This is a genomic window from Actinomadura sp. NPDC049382 (assembly GCF_040677125.1).
Taxonomy (GTDB): Bacteria; Actinomycetota; Actinomycetes; order Streptosporangiales; family Streptosporangiaceae; genus Spirillospora; species Spirillospora geliboluensis.
Genome location: NZ_JBFARO010000095.1, coordinates 1 through 18,489, shown reverse-complemented (window position 1 = coordinate 18,489; position 18,489 = coordinate 1). Strand labels below are relative to the sequence as shown.

Genomic DNA, 18,489 nt, shown 5'->3' with positions numbered 1-18,489 from the left:
TTCTCTTGGCCGAACGCACGACGCCACGCCCGGACCGTCGTGCCCTTCTCCAACGCACGGTCTTCCCCAAATCACGGTCACGGGCCTCGGCGGTCCCGCGCCCGGGTGAGAGGGTGGGGGCTGTGACCAGCGATTCCGCAGTGCCGTACGGCACCGTCCGGCAGCTCCTGGAAGTGCCGAGGTTCCGGCTGCGCCTGGTCGCCGGGGAGGGCGGCCTCGACCGGCCGGTCCGCTGGGCGCACTCCACCGAGCTGCTCGACCCCGGGCCCTACCTGCGCGGCGGCGAGATCGTCCTGACGGCCGGCGCGTCGCTGCGGGACCCGGGCGCCTGCGCCGCGTTCGCCGAGTCCGTCAAGGCGGGCCGGGCGAGCGTGATCGGCTACGGCGTCGGCGACGTGACCGACGAGGTCCCGGCGGCGCTGCGGGACGCCTGCGCCCGGCTCGGCCTGCCGCTGGTCGAGGTGCCCGCCGAGGTGCCGTTCGTCAGCTTCACCGAGTGGTTCGCCGAGCGGGACGCCTCCACCCGCGACGAGCGGTACGAGCGGGAGGAGACGGGCCGGCTGCTGCGCATGATCCGGCAGGGCCACGCGTCCGCCGAGGTGCTGCGCGAGCGGATCGACGACGCGGGCCTCGACCCGGCCGCGCTGCTGGTGATCGCGATGGACGGCGGCGACGAGGAGCTGCCCGGCGTCCTCGGCCTGGACGACGGCACGGCGCTGCTCATCACCAACGACGCGCACGCCTGGTCCGAGCCCGCCGGCATCGGCAGCCCCGGGCCGCTCGACCACCTGCCGGTGTCGCTCGCCGAGAGCCTCGCCGCGCTGGACGCGGCGCGGCGGAGCGGCGGCGTGGTGCAGGCCTCCGACCTCGCCACCTTCCGGGCGCTGCTCGGCCGGCTCGAACACGACCAGCTGACCCCGTTCGTCGAGCAGATCGCCCGCCCGCTGAGGGAGTACGACACCGCGCACGGCACCCGGCTGATCGAGACGCTCCGCACCTTCCTCGACATGGGCGGCGCGGTCGGCGCCACGTCCCGCGCCCTGTTCCTGCACCCGAACACGCTCCGCCACCGGCTGGCCCGCATCGAGTCCCTCACCGGCCGCGACCCCCTCCAGTTCGAGGACCGCGTGGCCCTGGCGATAGCGGTCTGGGCCACCCGCTGACACGTACGCGTGCGGGAGCGGGACGGGTGTTTCCGGGGACGGTTTTCTGGCGTGCCATCGGTTTTTGCGAGGCCATTCTGGGGGCTGATCCGAGGTGGCGGATTTCGTGGGTGTTGCGCGCTTTTCCGGGCGGCGGGCAAGAGGGCACTTGAATGAGACCTCCGTCGCGGATGCAGGCTGGATCCGGGTCTCGGCGGCCGCGTTTCTCGCTGCCTCCTTCATAGGACGGGCGAGGGTGAGGGCGGGCCGTAGATCTTCGCGGGGGGATCGAAAGGCAATAAAAGGTACATATCCCGCCGAATTGGGTGCGCCGGCGGGTGTGAACGCCGTTCGGTGCGGACAGGGGAGGCGGCCGCCACGCCGATGATCGGCGCGGCGGCGGAGGCGCGGGGATTGCGGCAGAAGATTTCCCTTGGCTCACTTCAGCCCCGTCCGTAGGTTTCGGTACCGCGACCTCCCGGTTCTGCTCGGCGCGAGGCCGTCGGTAATGTCCCGAACGCGAATGCGGACAGGACCTAATTTCGCGTTTCTGGCCGCTCCGGGACGGACGGGTCTAGGTTTGCGGGAGGCGTTCGCAGCGCATGGAGCCGTCGCCCCCGAAGGAGCGTCTGACGATGACGGATGCGACCAGCGGCCCGGACCAGGGGCCGGAGACGAAGATCAACACCGATGTCCCGCAGTCCGCCCGGATCTGGAACTACTGGCTCGGCGGCACCGACAACTACGAGATCGACCGGATCGCCGGCGACCAGTACGTCGAGCTCTATCCGGGAATCGTGCCGATCGCCCGCGCCGGCCGCTACTTCATGGACCGCGCGATCGGGTTCCTCGCCCGCGAACGCGGCATCCGCCAGTTCATGGACTGCGGCACCGGGCTCCCGACCGTCGACAACACCCACGAGATGGCCCAGCGCGCCGCCCCGGACGCGCGGGTCGTCTACGTCGACAACGACCCGCTCGTCCTCGCGCACGCCCGCGCCCTGCTGACCGGCACGGCCGAGGGCCGCACGTCCTACATCGACTGCGACCTGCACGACCCGAAGACGATCATGGCCAAGGCGGCGGAGATCCTCGACCTGTCGCGGCCGGTCGGGCTGCTGCTGATCGGGGTGATGGGGCACATCGTCGACCCCGAGGAGGCGTACGGCGTGGTCCGCGGGCTGGTGGAGCCGCTGGCGTCCGGCAGCTACCTCATCCTGCACGACTCCACCGACCAGAACGCGGCGTTCAACGCCGCGCAGCGCGCCTACGACGAGACCGGCGCCATCCCGTTCCGGCTGCGCAGCCCGGACTTCATCCGCGCCTACTTCGACGGGCTGGAGATCGAGGAGCCGGGGCTCGTGACGAGCGGCGCGTGGCGGCCCGAGGTGCCGGGGCTGGAAACCGAAGATCTTCCGACCCTGTGCGCGGTGGCGCGGAAACCCTGACGCCGAGGGGAGGTCGCACACCGTCTCCTTCCCGCCGCACTGCGTGAAGCTATAGTGAGGGCGGCCGTCAAAGCCGATCCCCCCGATGGGAGTCCCCTTGGCCTCCGTCACGAGCACCGGCGCCACGAGCACCGGCAGCACGAGCACCGGCAGCACGGGCACCGCCGCCACGAGCACCGGCGGCAGGCAGTCGGCGCGAACGCGGGCGGCCCGCCCCTGGGGGGACCCGCTCGTCCCCCGGATGCTGCTCGGCAGGCGGCTGCGCGAACTGCGCGACCGGTCCGGGCTCTCGCGGCGGGACGCGGGCCGGCTGCTGAACGCGTCCGAATCGAAGATCGGCCGCCTGGAGACGGGCAGGACGGGCAGCCGGTCGCGCGAGGTCGCCCGGCTGCTGGCCGGCTACGGCGCCGAGGAGGACGAGCGCACGACCCTGCTCGCCCTCGCCGAGCAGACGACGGCGCGCGCCTGGTGGCAGGACGACGCCGACATCCTCCCGTCCTGGGTGCGGCCGTACCTGAGCGCCGAGCAGGCCGCGAAGCTGGTCCGCACCTTCGAGGCCCAGTACGTGCCCGGCCTGCTGCAGACCGAGGCGTACGCCCGCGCGGTGATCGGCCGGGGCGCCCCCGCGGACGAGGTCGAGCGGCGGGTGGAGTTCCGGATGCGGCGGCAGCGCGTGCTGCGCCGCCGCCCGCGCCCGCTGAACCTGTGGATCGTCCTGGACGAGCAGGCGCTGTGGCGCCCGATCGGCGGCCCGGAGATCATGCGCGGCCAGATCCGGCACATCATCGAGCTGTGCCGGCGGCCGAACGTCACCGTGCAGATCGCGCCGGTCGGCATCAGCGGCCGGATCAAGGGCGACGGGCCGCTCACCCTGGTCCGGTTCCCGCAGCAGGGCCTCCAGGACATGGTCTACCTCGAACGCGCCGACCGCGCCCTGTACCCGACGCGGCGCGCGGAGATCGAGCGGCACTGGCACGACTTCAACACGCTGGTGACCGAGGCGGCGCCGCCCGAGCGGACGCCGTGGATGCTCGCCGACCTGCTCGCCACCTTCTGACACCGCGCACCGATTCGGCCGCGGCGCTCACCGGACCGGCCGGGTCCGCGGCGCCGGTCCGCGCGCGGTCGCGCGCATTGAACTAGGCCGCCATGGGCTCGCGCTGTCATGAAGTTACGCGAACATGAACATCCCGAGTTGAGCCTCCGGGATAGACGCATGACTCAACTCAAGTCCAACATAACGGAATGGGAAAAAGTGCTGACCAGGGGTGATCTCCGGGCCGGGCGCGCATATATTCCCGGGTGACCACTTCCGGCCCCACTTCACGAATCCCGCATATTCGCGGGTCGCCCGGGGCGGTTCGGGGACGTACGTCACAGGGGCCTCACGATGGTCCATGTTTACCGGGCCATCGCCCGGATATCGGGCATCGATGAACGCCCCGCGCCGCCGCCGCCCCGAAGGAACGCCATGTCCGTCAGCGAGCGTTTGTGGAACGAGACCGAGGAACGCCGCACCCGCCTCGAACTCCAATCCCGGGAGAACTTCCCGGTCGCCACCCGCCTGCTCCCCGCGCGCCACCGCGAGCATCTGCTGAACGTGTACGGCTACGCCCGGCTGGTCGACGACATCGGGGACGAGGCGCCGCCGGGCGAGCGCGCCGGGCTGCTCGACCTCGTCGAGGACGACCTCGACCGCGTCTACGCGGGCGAGCGGGCGGAACTGCCCGTCCTGCGCGACCTGTCCCGCACCATCACCGCGTGCCGCATCCCGGCGGAGCCGTTCCGCCGCCTCCTGGAGGCCAACCGCCGCGACCAGGAGGTCGCCCGGTACGCGACGTTCGACGACCTGCTCGGCTACTGCGCCTACTCCGCCGACCCGGTCGGGCGCATCGTCCTGCACGTGTTCGGCGCCGCCACCCCGGACCGGGTCCGGCTGTCGGACAAGGTCTGCACCGCGCTGCAGATCATCGAGCACTGCCAGGACGTCGGCGAGGACCACCGCAACGGCCGGATCTACCTGCCGGAGGACGACCTCCGGCGGTTCGGCTGCACCGAGGACGACCTGACCGCCGCGGTCACGCCCACCCGGCTGCGCGGCGTGGTCGCACTCCAGGCCAAGCGCGCGGCGGGCCTGCTGGACGAGGGCGCCGCCCTCACCGGCCGGCTCCGCGGGTTCGCGCGCGTCGCCGTCGCCGGATACGTCGCGGGCGGTCTCGCCGCCCTCGCCGCGCTGGAGCGCGGCGCCTACGACGTGCTGGGGAGCGCCTCACCGCCGAGGAAGGCGCGACTGCTGGCCGAGTGGTCGCGGACACTGGGAAGGAGATAGGCAGATGGACGCACCGAGCGCCTATCGGCACTGCGAGAACATCGTGCGCACGCAGGCGCGCAACTTCTCGTACGGGATCCGGCTGCTTCCCCCGCCGAAGCGCCGCGCGCTGAGCGCCGTGTACGCGTTCGCCCGCCGCATCGACGACATCGGCGACGACCACGACGCGCCGCCCGCGACCCGGCTGGCACGGCTCGCCGCGGAGCGCGAGCGCCTCGCCGACGCCGCCGCGCACCCGTCCGACCCGGTGCTGGTCGCGCTGTCGGACGCCGCGCGCCGGTACCCGATCCCGCTGGAGGCGTTCGGGGAGCTGATCGACGGCTGCGAGGCCGACGTCCGCGGCGCGACCTATGACACCTTCGACGACCTGCTCTGGTACTGCCGGTGCGTCGCGGGGGCCGTCGGCCGGCTGTCGCTCGGCGTGTTCGGCACGTCCGACCCGGACACCGCGGTGCCGCGCGCCGACGCGCTCGGCGTCGCGCTGCAGCTGACGAACATCCTGCGGGACGTCCGCGAGGACGGGCTGAGCGGCCGCGTCTACCTGCCCGCCAAGGACCTCGTCCGGTTCGGCTGCACGCTGGAGCGGGACGGGTCGGGCCGGTTGACCGACGACCCGGGGCGGCTGGCGGGCCTCATCCGGTTCGAGGCGAACCGGGCGGAGGAGTGGTACGCGACGGGGTTGCAGCTGCTGCCAATGCTCGACCGGCGCAGCTCCGCGTGTGCCGGGGCGATGGCGGGCATCTACCGGCACCTGCTGCGGCGCATCAAGGCAGCTCCGCTGACCGCGCTCGACACCCGCACCTCGCTGCCGACGTGGGAGAAGGCCGCCGTGTCGGCGATGGCGATGTCGGGAGTCCACCGATGAGCTCGGCCGGGGGGCCGGGGGAGGTCGCCATCGTCGGCGGCGGTCTCGCCGGGGTGACGACCGCGCTGGCGCTCCAAGAAACAGGTATACGGACGACCGTCTATGAGGCGCGGCCCAGGCTGGGCGGCGCCACGCACTCCTTCACGCGCGACGGGCTGACGGTCGACAACGGGCAGCACATCTTCCTGAAGTGCTGCTCGGCGTACCAGGGGCTGCTCGGCAGGCTGGGGGCGGCCGACCGCGTCCGCGTCCAGGACCGCTTCGACGTCCGCGTCCTCACCCCCGGCGGCGCCGGCGGGCGGTTGCGCCGCGCCAAGGCGCCGGGTCCGCTGCACCTGGTGCCCGCGCTCGCCGGGTACAAACTGCTGCCGCCCGCCGACCGGCTCCGCGCCGTCCGGGCGTCGCTCGCGCTCGACCGGCTCGACCCGGACGACCCGGCGCACGACCGCACCACCATGGGCGCCTGGCTCGCCCGCCACGGCCAGCGGCCCCAGGCCCGCGACGCGCTCTGGGACCTGTTCGTCACGGCCGCGCTCAACATCCGGCTGGACGAGGCCGCCCTCGGCCCCGCCGCGATGGTGTGCCAGACCGCGCTTCTCGGCCGGTCCGACGCCGCCGACATCGGGGTGCCGACGATCCCGCTCGGCGACCTGCACGGCACGGTCGCGGCGGCGAAGATCGAGCGGGGCGGCGGCCGGATCGAGCTGGGCGCGAAGGTCACGGCCGTCGACGCCGGGCCGAAGCTGGTCGTGAACGGCTCCCCGGTGAGCGCGGACGCCGTCGTGATGGCGGTGCCGCACCGGGCGGCGTCGACGCTCGTCCCGGCGGAGGCGTCCCCCGAGCGGGCGGAGTGGGACGGCCTCGGCTCCAGCCCCATCGTCAACGTCCACGTCGTCTACGACCGGCCGGTGCTGCGCGCCGACGGCGGGGACGAGCCGTTCGTCGCGGCGGTCGGCTCGCCCGTGCAGTGGGTGTTCGACCGCACCGCGGTGAGCGGCCTGACCGGCGGCGGCGAGTACCTCGCGGTGTCGGTCTCGGCGGCCGACCGCTGGATCGACACCCCCACCGCCGAGCTGCGCGCGGTGTACCTCGCCGAGCTGGAGCGGCTGTTCCCGGCCGCCCGCCGGGCCCGCGTCACCGACTTCTTCGTGACGCGGGAACGGCACGCCACTTTCCGCCAGAGCCCCGGCACCGGCGCGCTGCGTCCCGCGTCCGCGACCCGGCTGCCGTGGCTCTTCCTCGCCGGCGCGTGGACGGACACGGGCTGGCCCGACACGATGGAGGGAGCCGTGCGAAGCGGCCTCACCGCCGCCCGCCTCGTCCGGCGGCACCTGAACCGGGTGCGCAGCGACGGGGTGAGCGGACCATGACCACCGTCCCGACCTCGATCACCGACGGGCGCGCGCTCGTCGACGACGCGATGCGCGCCGCCGCGGAGCGGCTCGACCCGTGGACCCGCCGCGTCGTCGCCTACCACCTCGGCTGGACCGACGAGCACGGCCGCCCGGCCGCCGCCGGCGGCAAGGCGCTGCGCCCCGCGCTGGCGCTGCTGTCCGCGCGGGCCGCCGGGGCGCCCCCGGAGACGGCGCTGCCGGGCGCGGTCGCCGTGGAGTTCGTGCACGCGTTCTCGCTGCTGCACGACGACATCATGGACGGCGACCGCACCCGCCGGCACCGGCCCGCCGCGTGGACGGTGTTCGGCCCGTCCGCCGCGATCCTCGGCGGCGACGCGCTCCTCGCGCTGTCGGAGGAACTGCTGCTCGACCAGCAGACGCGCGGCGCCCACTGGGCGGCGCGCGCGCTGACCGCCGCCACGCAGCGGCTCATCTCCGGGCAGGCGTACGACCTCGGCTTCGAGCAGCGCGCCGACGTCACGCTCGACGAGGTCGTCGCGATGGCCGCCGACAAGACGGGCGCGCTGCTGGCCTGCGCCTGCTCGATCGGCGCGATGCTCGGCGAGGGGCCGACGCCGCTCGTCACCGGGCTGACCGGGTTCGGCGCCGAGATGGGCCTCGCGTTCCAGCTCGTGGACGACCTGCTCGGCATCTGGGGCAGCCCGGAGACGACCGGCAAGCCCGTCCTGTCCGACCTGCGGGCGCGCAAGAAGTCGCTGCCGGTGGTGTACGCGCTGAACGCGGGGACGCCGGAGTCCGCCCGGCTCGCCGAGCTGTACGGCAAGCCGGACCAGCCGTCCGAGGACGCCCTGCGCGAGATGGCGCGGCTGGTCGAGGCCGCCGGCGGGCGCGACTGGGCGTCCGCCGAGGCCGACCGGCGCATCGCCGCCGCGCAGCGGCACCTCGACGAGTCCGGCGTGGACGGGCTCGCCGCCGCCGAGTTCCGCGACATCGCCCTGTTCGTCACCTCCCGGGACCACTGAGCCCGCCGGGAGCACTGGACCCGGCAGGCCACCGAGCCCGGCCGTCCCGGCGCGGACGGCCACCCCGTGCGAGAAGGAGATCGCCGAATGACCACGACGGAAGCTCCGGGGCTCACCGGCGCGGCGGCCGCGGCCGTCGACGCGGCCCGCGGCCACCTGCTCGGCCTGCAGTCGCCGGAGGGCTGGTGGAAGGCCGAGCTGGAGACGAACGTCACCATGGACGCCGAGGACCTGCTGCTCCGCCAGTTCCTCGGCATCCGCTCCGAGGCGGAGACGAAGGACGCGGCGCGCTGGATCCGCGCGCAGCAGCGCGAGGACGGCACGTGGGCGAACTTCCACGGCGGCCCCGCCGACCTGTCCACCACGATCGAGGCGTACGTCGCGCTGCGGCTCGCCGGCGACCCGGTCGACGCCGACCACATGCGCCGCGCGGCCAAGTTCGCGCGGGACGCGGGCGGCATCGAGGGCAGCCGCGTGTTCACCCGGATCTGGCTGGCGCTGTTCGGCCAGTGGTCGTGGGACGACCTGCCCGTCATGCCGCCGGAGCTGATGTTCCTGCCGAGCCGGGTCCCGCTGAACGTCTACGACTGGGCGTGCTGGGCGCGGCAGACGATCGTCCCGCTGACGATCCTCGGGTCGCTGCGGCCCGTCCGGGACCTGCCGGTCGACCTCGCGGAACTGCGCGCCGGGACGGTGCCGCCGAAGGACGCGAAGGGCTGGGGGCGGGCGTTCAACGCGCTCGACCGCGTCCTGCACGTGTACGAGAAGCGGCCGGTGCGGCCGCTGCGCACCGCCGCGATGCGCCGCGCCGCCGACTGGATCATCGCCCGGCAGGAGGCCGACGGCTGCTGGGGCGGGATCCAGCCGCCCTGGGTGTACTCGCTGATGGCGCTGAACGTCCTCGGCTACGACCTCGACCACCCGGTCATCAAGCGGGGCCTGGACGGCCTGGAGCGGTTCACCATCCGGGACGAGAAGGGCCGCCGGCTGGAGGCGTGCCAGTCGCCGGTCTGGGACACCGTCCTCGCGATGAACGCGCTCGGCGACGCCGGCGCCGCGCCCGACGACCCGGCGCTGGTGCGCGCGGCGCACTGGGTGCTCGGGGAGGAGGTGCGCGGGCCGGGGGACTGGTCGGTGCGCCGGCCCGGCCTGCCGCCGGGCGGGTGGGCGTTCGAGTTCGACAACGACGTCTACCCCGACACCGACGACACCGCCGAGGCGATCCTCGCGCTGCGCCGGACGTCGCTGCCGGAGGCGGACGCGCCGATCGAGCGGGCCGTCCGGTGGCTGAACGGCATGGCGTCGCGGGACGGCGGCTACGGCGCGTTCGACGCCGACAACACCCGCGAGCTGTGCACGAAGCTGCCGTTCTGCGACTTCGGCGCCGTCATCGACCCGCCGTCCGCCGACGTCACCGCCCACGTCGTCGAGGCGCTCGCCAAGGAGGGCCTCGCCGAGACGACCGTGGTGAAGCGCGCGGTGGTGTGGCTGCTGAAGGCGCAGGAGGAGGACGGCTCCTGGTTCGGGCGCTGGGGCGCCAACCACGTGTACGGGACGGGCGGCGTGGTGCCCGCGCTCATCGCCGCCGGGGTCCGCCCGGAGAAGCCCGCGATCCGCCGCGCCGTCGCCTGGCTGGAGCAGCACCAGAACGAGGACGGCGGCTGGGGCGAGGACCTGCGCTCCTACGACGACCCGTCCTGGATCGGGCGCGGCGAGTCGACCCCGTCGCAGACGGCGTGGGCGCTGCTGGCGCTGCTCGCCGCCGGTGAGCGCTCCGCGGCGGTGGACGCGGGCGTCCGGTGGCTGGTGGAGAACCAGCGGCCGGACGGCAACTGGGACGAGGACAACTTCACCGGCACCGGGTTCCCCGGCGACTTCTACATCAACTACCACCTGTACCGGCTGGTGTTCCCGATCAGCGCTCTCGGCCGCTACCTGGACGGCTCCTCATGACACGGCTCGTCGGGCGGGTCGACGTCGAGGAGCACACGGTCACGGTGGAGACGACCGAGTTCACCCTGCCAAAGGAGGTCCGGACACAATGAGCATGCCGCTTCGCCAGAGTCTTCGCATCGGGGGCTACATCCTCCGCAACAAGCTGCGCGGCAGGGAGAAGTTCCCGCTGATCGTGGAGCTGGAGCCGCTGTTCGCCTGCAACCTCGCCTGCGCCGGCTGCGGGAAGATCCAGCATCCCGCCGACACGCTGAAGCGGCGGATGCCGGTCGAGCAGGCCGTCGCCGCCATCGAGGAGTGCGGGGCGCCGATGGTGTCCATCGCGGGCGGCGAGCCGCTCATGCACCCGCAGATCGACGAGCTGGTCGGCGAGCTCGTGAAGCGCAAGAAGTTCGTCTTCCTGTGCACCAACGCGCTGCTGATCCCGCGGAAGCTCGACAAGTTCAAGCCGTCGCCGTACTTCGCGTGGGCCGTCCACATCGACGGTCTGCAGGAGCGCCACGACGCGTCCGTCTGCAAGGACGGCGTGTTCGAGGACGCGGTGGCCGCCATCAAGGAGTGCAAGCGGCGCGGGTTCCGCGTCACGACGAACACGACGTTCTTCAACACCGACACCCCGCAGACCGTCATCGAGGTGATGAACTACCTCAACGACGACCTCAAGGTCGACGAGATGATGATCTCGCCGGGGTACGCCTACGACAAGGCGCCCGACCAGGAGCACTTCCTGGGCGTCCAGGAGACCCGCGAGCTGTTCCGCAAGGCGTTCGCGGACGGCAACCGCAAGCGCTGGCGGCTCAACCACTCGCCGCTGTTCCTGGACTTCCTGGAGGGCAAGGTCGACTTCCCGTGCACGGCCTGGGCGATCCCGTCCTACTCGCTGTTCGGGTGGCAGCGCCCCTGCTACCTGATGTCGGACGGCTACGCGCAGACGTACCAGGAACTGCTGGACGAGACCGACTGGGACTCCTACGGCCGGGGGCGCGACCCGCGCTGCGCGAACTGCATGGCCCACTGCGGGTACGAGCCGACGGCGGTCATGGCCACGGTCGGTTCGCTGAAGGAGTCGATCAGGGCGATGCGCGACACCTGACCGAAAAGCCCGGAGAGTGGGGATTTCGGCCCACTCTCCGGGCGTAACGATCTACGATGGCGGCATGGCTGACGAGTGGCCTCCGGCCGAGCTGGACTTCGACAAGCCCACCATCGCGCGCGCCTACGACGCGCTCCTCGGCGGCAAGGACAACTTCGCCGCCGACCGCGCGCTGGCCGACCAGACGGCCGCGCTGATCCCGGGCCTGCGCGAATCCGCGGTCGAGAACCGCAAGGTGCTCGTCCGGGGCGTCCGCTACCTGGCGCGGGAAGCCGGCATGGACCAGTTCCTCGACCTCGGCAGCGGGCTGCCCACGGTCGAGAACACCCACGAGGTCGCCCAGCGCGAGAACCCGGACGCCCGCGTCGTCTACGTCGACATCGACCCGCTGGTCTCCGTCCACGGGCGGGCGATCCTGGCCAACAACGACGCCACGCGGGTGATGGTCGGCGACGTCCGCGACCCGGCGGCCGTCCTGTCGGACCCCGTCGTCGACGGCTTCATCGACTTCTCCCGCCCGGCCGTCGTCATGATGGTCGGGATGCTGCACTACCTGTCGCCGGACGTGGTGGACGGCGTCGTCGCCGCCTACCGCGACGTCCTGGCGCCCGGCAGCCACCTGTTCATGACGTCCCTCGTGGACACGGGCCTGCCCCAGCAACAGGAGCTGGCCCGCATCACACGAGAGAACCTGGAAGAGGGCTGGGCGCGCACGCCCGCCGAGATCGAGGCCCAGTTCGGTGACTTCGAACTGGTCGAACCCGGTGTGACCTACACGGCCCTGTGGCGTCCCGACGGCCCGGTCGACCCGGACCACCTCGCTCCGGGGGAGCAGCTCGGGATGGCCGGCGTCGCCATCAAGCTCCGCTGAGCTTCTTCGGCCGGTACGCCTTGTACTCGCTGCCCGAGTCGAGGCCGTAGTCGCGCGTCCGGTAGTCGGTGCCGTACCGGCCGCGCTGCTCGTACGCCCAGTAGGACGTGTGCGCCTTGTCGGCCCACTTCTCGAAGATGACGACGTGGCGCGTCGTGTTGGTGCCCTCGGCGTCCATCACGAGGTCGCCCTTCTTGAGCTCCGACATCTTGATGCGCTCGGTGTAGCGCGAGGACGTCAGGCCGACGGTGTTCGGCCCGGGCTTCGCGAGCCCGAGGGTCATCGCGACGAAGCCGGAGCAGTCGGTGCGGTACCCGTTGTGGTAGTCGGTCTGGCTGTAGGGCACGCGCCGGCTGCTGTGGGGGTTCCACGTCTTCGCCAGCTCGATGACCTTCGAGCGCTTGTCGGTCTCGTCCGGCTTGGCGGACGACCCGGAGCCCTTCTCCGGGTCCGTGCGCGGCTCCGCCTCGGCGGAGCGCTGCTGGGGGATGCTCTGGACGGACGCGACGGACGTGCCCGACTCGGACGAACCGGCCGTCGCCTGGAGGGTCGTCGCGGCCACGCCGATCGCGGCGAGGCCGAGGATCGCGCCGTTGGCGCGCGGGCTCAGCCCGAAAAGACCCGGCTTCCTGCTCTTCTTGCCCGTGCTGTCGTTGCCCGAGTTGTGATTGCCCGTGCTGTGCTTGCCTGTCAAGGGGGACTCCTTGCTTCCATGGGCCGCCTACCGGGTTAGCTGACGGGTTCGGACGTGGAAGTCGCCCTACGGCCGGTGAAACGGCCGATTCACCCCAGTGCACGAGGGTGGGTCCCCGGCTCCGCGCTGTGGCGGACTCGGCGGGTGCCGCTGCGAGAGGGAGCGGCGCTGCTGTTGTAGGGCCCGTTCAGGGCGCGGGCGGCGTGCATGGGAGGTGCCGCCGGGCGACGCGTGGGGCGCGCCGCCCCCACCGGCTCGGTGCCAGGTGGGACAAGAACGCCTGGTGAGCGCCTTGGCGGGGGCCAAGCTACTCGGATCACCAAGCGAAGGCAAACCCCAGCAAAATCAAACACCCAGCTCAACCGCCCGGAAGCGGTTGCGGACGGGCGATGCGGGCGCCCGGCGGCGCCCGCATCGGCGGCCGTCCGGCGTCACGACCAGGGGGCCACCGGATACCACGGGATGATCTCCCGGCGGGCGAGCAGCCGCACGTCCCAGTAGAGGAGGCTGAAGACCCCGGCCACGATCAGCGAGGACGCCGTCAGCACCGCGACGCGGCGCGGATCGGCGGCCAGCCAGCGGCTCAGCCGGCGGCCCGCGAGATGGGCGAGCAGCAGGAACAGCACCGCCATGATCACGATGTTGCCGACCGACTGGAGGACGAACGCGGCGGCCCCGTACAGCGGGTTGTGGCTCTCCGCCGCGTCGCGGAAGAGCTGCCGGAACAGCGGGTAGGGGCGGCCGATCAGGAACCCGCCGATCAGCGCGCCCATGAAGACCAGCGGAGCGTTGGGGAAGCGGCGCGCCACCCGGGCGAACGGGTCGCGGACGACGCCGAGCGCGGCGGCCCCCATGTAGATCATCGCCAGCCCGATCGCGCCGAACACCACCATGGACTGGACGCTGCGCGCGGACAGCGAACCGGGGGTGCTCTCGGCGGTGGAGAACTGCGGCATGCCGGTGCCCGCCAGGCCGACGATCGCGCCGTAGCCGGCCGACACCGTCACCATGCCGAGCGCGATCCAGCCGAGCGGCCGGAGCGTCCCGGCGAGCCGGTCCCACCGGCCGCCGGTGCCGCCGAGCAGCGGCGCGACCGTGCTGAACGCGGCCACGTTGCACGCCGTGAACGAGCCGGCGAGCCCGCTCGCGAAGGCGAAGGCGATCCCGGCGGCGATCCCGGCGATCGGCGTCCCCTTCGCGTCATGGCCGAGGAGCGTGCCGGCGACGTTGTCCCCGATCGTCTGGTCGACGAACTCCGCCGACCAGATGACCGTCAGCAGGAATCCGGCGCCCGCGCTGAGCAGAATGATCAGTGTGCGGCGGCGCGGGAAATGGCCGGTGACGAAAAGGGAGGTTCCGGTCGTCACGGGTGCCGCCTTTTCCGGGCGCGGCGTGGGCAGGGTGTGGCTCTGATCTTGAGGCATGTCATTCCCTGGGGGCGTGAGCGATTCACGGCGCGGACTCGGTGCACGGGTCTTTTCCGTGCGCGGGGGTTTTCCGAGTGGAGGGGAGTGATCCGGCTCTCAGTATGCGGGCTCGTTCTGGGCGGTGCTTCTTCGCACTTGCTCGATCGCGGGGACGGGGCGCCGGGCGCCGGGACGTCAGGACGTCAGTTCGCGGGCCGCGTCGGGGGCGGTGAGCGCGAGCAGGACGGGCGGGTCGTAGGGGCTGAGCGGGCGCAGCCGGACCTCGGCCGTCCGCACGGCGGTGCCGTGCCTGATCATGAGCGGGCCGGCGGCGCCGACCAGCGCGTCCTCGGCGGCCCCGTCCGGTCCCGGGGCGGGCGAGTAGGCGAGGACATGCCATCTACCAGGCATGACGTGCGTCAGCGCGAAGGCGCCCGGCGCGGGCAGGATCGAGCAGCGGGCCGGGAGGCCGGTGGGGACGGCCTCGCGGAACAGGCCGACGAAGACGGGGCCGCCGTGCCAGGCGTCCCGGCAGGAGACCGCGCCGCGGATGGTGGTGTGCCCGGTCCGGGCCCGGCGGCGCAGCGCGTCGGCCGCCCGGACGGCGTCGCCTCCCGTCGCGCGGTAGACGCTCGGCGGGACGCCGACGGTCGACTTGAAACGGGAGCTGAAAGTGCCGGTGCTGGCGTATCCGACACGGGTTCCGATGTCGGCGATGGACAGCGATGTGCCGACCAGAAGCTGCTTGGCCTCCGCCAATCGGAGCGCGTAGAAGAATCTCACCGGTGACATGCCGGTGGATTCTCGGAAAACGCGACAGAAATGGAACTTGCTGAACATGGCGATGCGCGCCATGTCGTCGATGGTGATCCTTTCGCCGAGGTTCTGCCGCATCGCGTCGATGACGCGCCTGACTGCCTGCTCGGTTCGGTCATCCATGCACTCCTCCGTCCGTTCATGCTCAAATCGGACGGGCGGTTCCGCAAGTACCGCATGTGGCCGGGTTTCCGGCGGCCGGGCGGCGCCGGGCGGTGTCCCGCAGGGGCGCGGCCGGGCCCCCGCGTCGGCGTTGAAGTGCAGTCCTGCGGTTGCCTATCATGGCGGTGGTCGAGCGGGAGCGGGGAGACGGCGAGGATGGACGAGGTCTTCCGGGCGCTGGCCGATCCCACCCGGCGCAAGCTGCTGGACCGGCTGAACGAGCGCAACGGGCAGAGCCTGCGCGAGCTGTGCGCGGGCCTCGGCACGAGCCGGCAGTCGATCAGCAAGCACCTGTCCGTGCTGGAGGACGCCCATCTGGTGGTGGCGGCGCGGCGCGGCCGGGAGAAGCTGCACTACCTCAACGCCGCACCGATCAACGCGATCGCCGAGCGCTGGATCAGGCGTTACGACCAGGAGCGCGTCAACGCGCTCACCGATCTCAAGACAGCACTGGAGCAGGGGCCGATGGACGGCAGCGACGCCTTCGTGTACACGACCTACATCAAGTCCACGCCCGAGCGGCTCTGGGAGGCCCTGACCGACCCGGCCTTCACGAGCCGCTACTGGGGCGTCGGCTTCGAGACCGACTGGAAGCCGGGCTCGGAGATGACCTGGCAGGAGAGCGGCCGCCGCACCAGCGACCCCGAGCAGGTCGTGCTGGAGTGCGAGCCCGGCCGCCGGCTGTCCTACACCTGGCACAGCTTCACCCCGGAATGGGCGGAGGGCGCCGGGGTGGGCGAGGACGTGCTGGTCAAGCTGCAGGCCGAGTCCCGCTCCAAGGTGACCTTCGAGATCGAGCCGCTCGGCGAGATGGTGAAGCTCACCGTCGTGCACGACGGCTTCGACCCCGGCAGCGTCATGCGCGGCATGATCAGCCAGGGCTGGCCCGCGATCGCGTCCGGCCTGAAGTCGCTGCTGGAGACCGGCGAGCCCCTGCCCGCCTGACCCGCCCGCCTGACCGGCCCGCCTGACCGGCCCGCCTGACCCGCCCGGCGCAGGGCCCGGGGCCGCATGCGGAAGGGCCCGCGACCGGTTCGTTTCCGGTCGCGGGCCCTCGCGTGCGCTCGCCGCGTGTCGTCAGTCCTTGTTGAAGTTGACGGCGTCCTCGATGGGGGGCGGGCTGTCGGGGACGCCGGTGGGCTTGGGCACGCCCTTGAAGGTGAACTTGGCGTTCTCGGCCGTGTCGGGGTTGTCGGGGTCGAAGCCCTCGGTGCCCACGATCACGATCTGGCCGGGCTTGAGCTCGCTGTAGAGGATCTTCTCCGACAGCGTGTCCTCGATCTCCCGCTGGATCGTGCGCCGCAGCGGCCGCGCCCCCAGCACCGGGTCATAGCCGCGGATCGCGAGCAGGTCCTTGGCCTCCTGCCGCAGCTCGATGCCCATGTCGCGGTCGCGGAGCCGCTCGTCGACCTTGGCGATCATCAGATCCACGATCTGGATGATCTCCTTCGGGGTGAGCTGGTGGAACACCACGGTGTCGTCGACACGGTTGAGGAACTCGGGCCGGAAGTGCTGCTTGAGCTCCTCCGACACCTTGGCCTTCATCCGCTCGTACGAGCCCTGCTCGTCGTTCTGACGCGCGAACCCCATCGACACGCCCTTGGAGATGTCCTTGGACCCCAGGTTCGTGGTCATGATGATCACGGTGTTCTTGAAGTCCACCACACGCCCCTGCGCGTCGGTGAGACGACCGTCCTCCAGGATCTGCAGCAGGCTGTTGAAGATGTCCTGGTGCGCCTTCTCGATCTCATCGAACAGGACGACGGAGAACGGCTTGCGGCGCACCTTCTCGGTCAGCTGGCCGCCCTCCTCGTACCCGACGTAGCCGGGCGGGGACCCGAACAGCCGCGAGACCGTGTGCTTCTCCATGAACTCCGACATGTCGAGCTGGATCAGCGCGTCCTCGTCTCCGAACAGGAACTCCGCCAGGGTCTTGGACAGCTCGGTCTTCCCGACGCCCGAGGGGCCGGCGAAGATGAACGAGCCGCCGGGACGCTTGGGGTCCTTCAGCCCGGCGCGGGTGCGGCGGATCGACTGCGACAGCGCCCTTATGGCGTCCTCCTGGCCGATGACGCGCTTGTGGAGCTCGTCCTCCATGCGCAGCAGCCGGGTCGACTCCTCCTCGGTCAGCTTGAACACCGGGATCCCGGTCGCGGTGGCCAGCACCTCGGCGATCAGCTCGTCGGTGACCTCGGCGACCACGTCCATGTCGCCGGCCTTCCACTCCTTCTCCCGCTGCGCCTTCTGCCCCAGCAACTGCTTCTCGCTATCGCGCAGCGCCGCGGCCTTCTCGAAGTCCTGCGCGTCGATCGCCGACTCCTTGTCCCGGCGGACATCGGCGATCTTCTCGTCGTACTCGCGCAGGTCCGGCGGCGCCGTCATCCGCCGGATCCGCATCCGCGACCCGGCCTCGTCGATCAGGTCGATGGCCTTGTCGGGCAGGAACCGGTCACTGATGTACCGGTCGGCCAGCTGCGCCGCCGCCACCAAAGCGCTGTCGGTGATCGACACCCGGTGGTGCGCCTCGTACCGGTCCCGCAGCCCCTTCAGGATCTCGATCGTGTGCGACAGCGACGGCTCGGCCACCTGGATCGGCTGGAACCGCCGCTCCAGCGCCGCGTCCTTCTCCAGGTGCTTGCGGTACTCATCCAGCGTCGTCGCACCGATGGTCTGCAGCTCACCCCGCGCCAGCATCGGCTTCAAAATCGACGCGGCGTCGATCGCGCCCTCGGCCGCGCCCGCACCCACCAGCGTGTGGAGCTCGTCGATGAACAGGATGATGTCACCCCGGGTACGGATCTCCTTCAGCACCTTCTTCAGGCGCTCCTCGAAATCACCCCGGTACCGCGACCCGGCCACCAGCGCACCCAGATCCAGGGTGTAGAGCTGCTTGTCCTTCAGGGTCTCGGGAACCTCGCCCTTGACGATCTTCTGCGCCAGCCCCTCGACCACGGCGGTCTTACCGACGCCGGGCTCACCCACCAGGACCGGGTTGTTCTTGGTACGGCGGGACAGCACCTGCATGACCCGCTCGATCTCCTTGTCCCGGCCGATCACCGGGTCAAGCTTCCCCTCACGCGCAGCCTGCGTCAGGTTCCGACCGAACTGATCGAGGACCAGTGACGTGGACGGCCCGGAGTCTGACGAGGCCCCGGACGACGACATCGGCTCTTTCCCCTGCTCGTAGCCGTGCAGCAACTGGATGACCTGCTGACGGACCCGGTTCAGGTCCGCGCCCAGCTTCACCAGCACCTGGGCGGCCACGCCCTCGCCCTCACGGATCAGGCCAAGGAGGATGTGCTCGGTGCCGATGTAGTTGTGGCCGAGCTGCAG

At 71.8% G+C, this 18,489-nt stretch carries 15 protein-coding genes and 1 riboswitch; of the genes, 11 read left to right on the top strand and 4 right to left on the bottom strand.

The annotated features are described in order from the left end of the window. Window positions 1–122: 122 nt before the first annotated feature. From AB0K34_RS34800 to AB0K34_RS34755, 10 genes are all read left to right on the top strand, one after another. Window positions 123–1,163, top strand: coding sequence for a PucR family transcriptional regulator (locus AB0K34_RS34800; protein WP_364553147.1), 1,041 nt, complete (start codon window positions 123–125; stop codon window positions 1,161–1,163). Between the two features lie 614 nt (window positions 1,164–1,777). Continuing rightward, complete coding sequence (locus AB0K34_RS34795; RefSeq protein ID WP_138636703.1) at window positions 1,778–2,590, top strand: SAM-dependent methyltransferase; 813 nt, start codon at window positions 1,778–1,780, stop codon at window positions 2,588–2,590. Window positions 2,591–2,687: 97 nt separating this feature from the next. Then, window positions 2,688–3,647, top strand: a complete 960-nt coding sequence (locus tag AB0K34_RS34790; protein ID WP_364553145.1) for a helix-turn-helix transcriptional regulator — start codon at window positions 2,688–2,690, stop codon at window positions 3,645–3,647. Window positions 3,648–4,061: 414 nt separating this feature from the next. Next, window positions 4,062–4,919: a squalene synthase HpnC gene (hpnC, locus tag AB0K34_RS34785; RefSeq protein WP_364553144.1), complete on the top strand. Its 858-nt coding sequence runs from the start codon at window positions 4,062–4,064 to the stop codon at window positions 4,917–4,919. A 4-nt stretch (window positions 4,920–4,923) separates the two neighbouring features. Beyond that, window positions 4,924–5,784: a presqualene diphosphate synthase HpnD gene (gene hpnD / locus AB0K34_RS34780; protein ID WP_364553142.1), complete on the top strand. Its 861-nt coding sequence runs from the start codon at window positions 4,924–4,926 to the stop codon at window positions 5,782–5,784. Continuing rightward, window positions 5,781–7,154: a hydroxysqualene dehydroxylase HpnE gene (gene hpnE / locus AB0K34_RS34775; RefSeq protein ID WP_364553141.1), complete on the top strand. Its 1,374-nt coding sequence runs from the start codon at window positions 5,781–5,783 to the stop codon at window positions 7,152–7,154. Before hpnD ends, hpnE begins: the two co-directional genes overlap by 4 nt. Further along, window positions 7,151–8,161, top strand: coding sequence for a polyprenyl synthetase family protein (locus AB0K34_RS34770; RefSeq protein WP_138636707.1), 1,011 nt, complete (start codon window positions 7,151–7,153; stop codon window positions 8,159–8,161). The genes hpnE and AB0K34_RS34770 overlap by 4 nt, the downstream gene beginning before the upstream one ends. An 87-nt stretch (window positions 8,162–8,248) precedes the next feature. Beyond that, window positions 8,249–10,114 (top strand): squalene--hopene cyclase, encoded by a 1,866-nt coding sequence (gene shc / locus AB0K34_RS34765; protein WP_138636708.1) that lies wholly within the window; start codon window positions 8,249–8,251, stop codon window positions 10,112–10,114. Between the two features lie 88 nt (window positions 10,115–10,202). Beyond that, entirely contained in the window at window positions 10,203–11,207 is a 1,005-nt protein-coding gene (gene hpnH, locus AB0K34_RS34760) for an adenosyl-hopene transferase HpnH (protein ID WP_301177062.1), read from the top strand. Window positions 11,208–11,271: 64 nt separating this feature from the next. Next, complete coding sequence (locus AB0K34_RS34755; protein WP_364553140.1) at window positions 11,272–12,078, top strand: SAM-dependent methyltransferase; 807 nt, start codon at window positions 11,272–11,274, stop codon at window positions 12,076–12,078. On the opposite strand, the gene AB0K34_RS34750 is transcribed toward AB0K34_RS34755, so the two are convergent. From AB0K34_RS34750 to AB0K34_RS34740, 3 genes are all read right to left on the bottom strand, one after another. Beyond that, window positions 12,065–12,772: a C40 family peptidase gene (locus tag AB0K34_RS34750; RefSeq protein ID WP_138636711.1), complete on the bottom strand. Its 708-nt coding sequence runs from the start codon at window positions 12,770–12,772 to the stop codon at window positions 12,065–12,067. The genes AB0K34_RS34755 and AB0K34_RS34750 overlap by 14 nt on opposite strands. A gap of 8 nt (window positions 12,773–12,780) precedes the next feature. Further along, window positions 12,781–12,925, bottom strand: a riboswitch (cyclic di-AMP (ydaO/yuaA leader). 278 nt (window positions 12,926–13,203) lie between these two features. Beyond that, window positions 13,204–14,139 (bottom strand): hypothetical protein, encoded by a 936-nt coding sequence (locus AB0K34_RS34745; RefSeq protein WP_240807604.1) that lies wholly within the window; start codon window positions 14,137–14,139, stop codon window positions 13,204–13,206. Window positions 14,140–14,373: 234 nt separating this feature from the next. Then, window positions 14,374–15,117, bottom strand: coding sequence for a helix-turn-helix domain-containing protein (locus AB0K34_RS34740; protein WP_364553138.1), 744 nt, complete (start codon window positions 15,115–15,117; stop codon window positions 14,374–14,376). A 195-nt stretch (window positions 15,118–15,312) separates the two neighbouring features. Between AB0K34_RS34740 and AB0K34_RS34735 the strand changes: the two genes are divergently transcribed. Beyond that, the gene (locus AB0K34_RS34735; protein ID WP_138636714.1) at window positions 15,313–16,101 is read left to right on the top strand and encodes a metalloregulator ArsR/SmtB family transcription factor; all 789 of its coding nucleotides are present in this window, start codon (window positions 15,313–15,315) and stop codon (window positions 16,099–16,101) included. A gap of 132 nt (window positions 16,102–16,233) precedes the next feature. Here the strand turns inward: AB0K34_RS34735 and AB0K34_RS34730 are convergent. After that, window positions 16,234–18,489, bottom strand: a 2,256-nt coding sequence (locus tag AB0K34_RS34730) for an ATP-dependent Clp protease ATP-binding subunit (protein WP_364553137.1), incomplete at its 5' end; no start/stop codon positions are given.

Coding starts and splice junctions, on each gene's coding strand:
- AB0K34_RS34795 (WP_138636703.1), top strand. CDS start 1,778: ATGACGGATGCGACCAGCGGCCCGGACCAGGGGCCGGAGACGAAGATC.
- hpnC (WP_364553144.1), top strand. CDS start 4,062: ATGTCCGTCAGCGAGCGTTTGTGGAACGAGACCGAGGAACGCCGCACC.
- hpnD (WP_364553142.1), top strand. CDS start 4,924: ATGGACGCACCGAGCGCCTATCGGCACTGCGAGAACATCGTGCGCACG.
- hpnE (WP_364553141.1), top strand. CDS start 5,781: ATGAGCTCGGCCGGGGGGCCGGGGGAGGTCGCCATCGTCGGCGGCGGT.
- AB0K34_RS34770 (WP_138636707.1), top strand. CDS start 7,151: ATGACCACCGTCCCGACCTCGATCACCGACGGGCGCGCGCTCGTCGAC.
- shc (WP_138636708.1), top strand. CDS start 8,249: ATGACCACGACGGAAGCTCCGGGGCTCACCGGCGCGGCGGCCGCGGCC.
- hpnH (WP_301177062.1), top strand. CDS start 10,203: ATGAGCATGCCGCTTCGCCAGAGTCTTCGCATCGGGGGCTACATCCTC.
- AB0K34_RS34755 (WP_364553140.1), top strand. CDS start 11,272: ATGGCTGACGAGTGGCCTCCGGCCGAGCTGGACTTCGACAAGCCCACC.
- AB0K34_RS34740 (WP_364553138.1), bottom strand. CDS start 15,117: ATGGATGACCGAACCGAGCAGGCAGTCAGGCGCGTCATCGACGCGATG.
- AB0K34_RS34735 (WP_138636714.1), top strand. CDS start 15,313: ATGGACGAGGTCTTCCGGGCGCTGGCCGATCCCACCCGGCGCAAGCTG.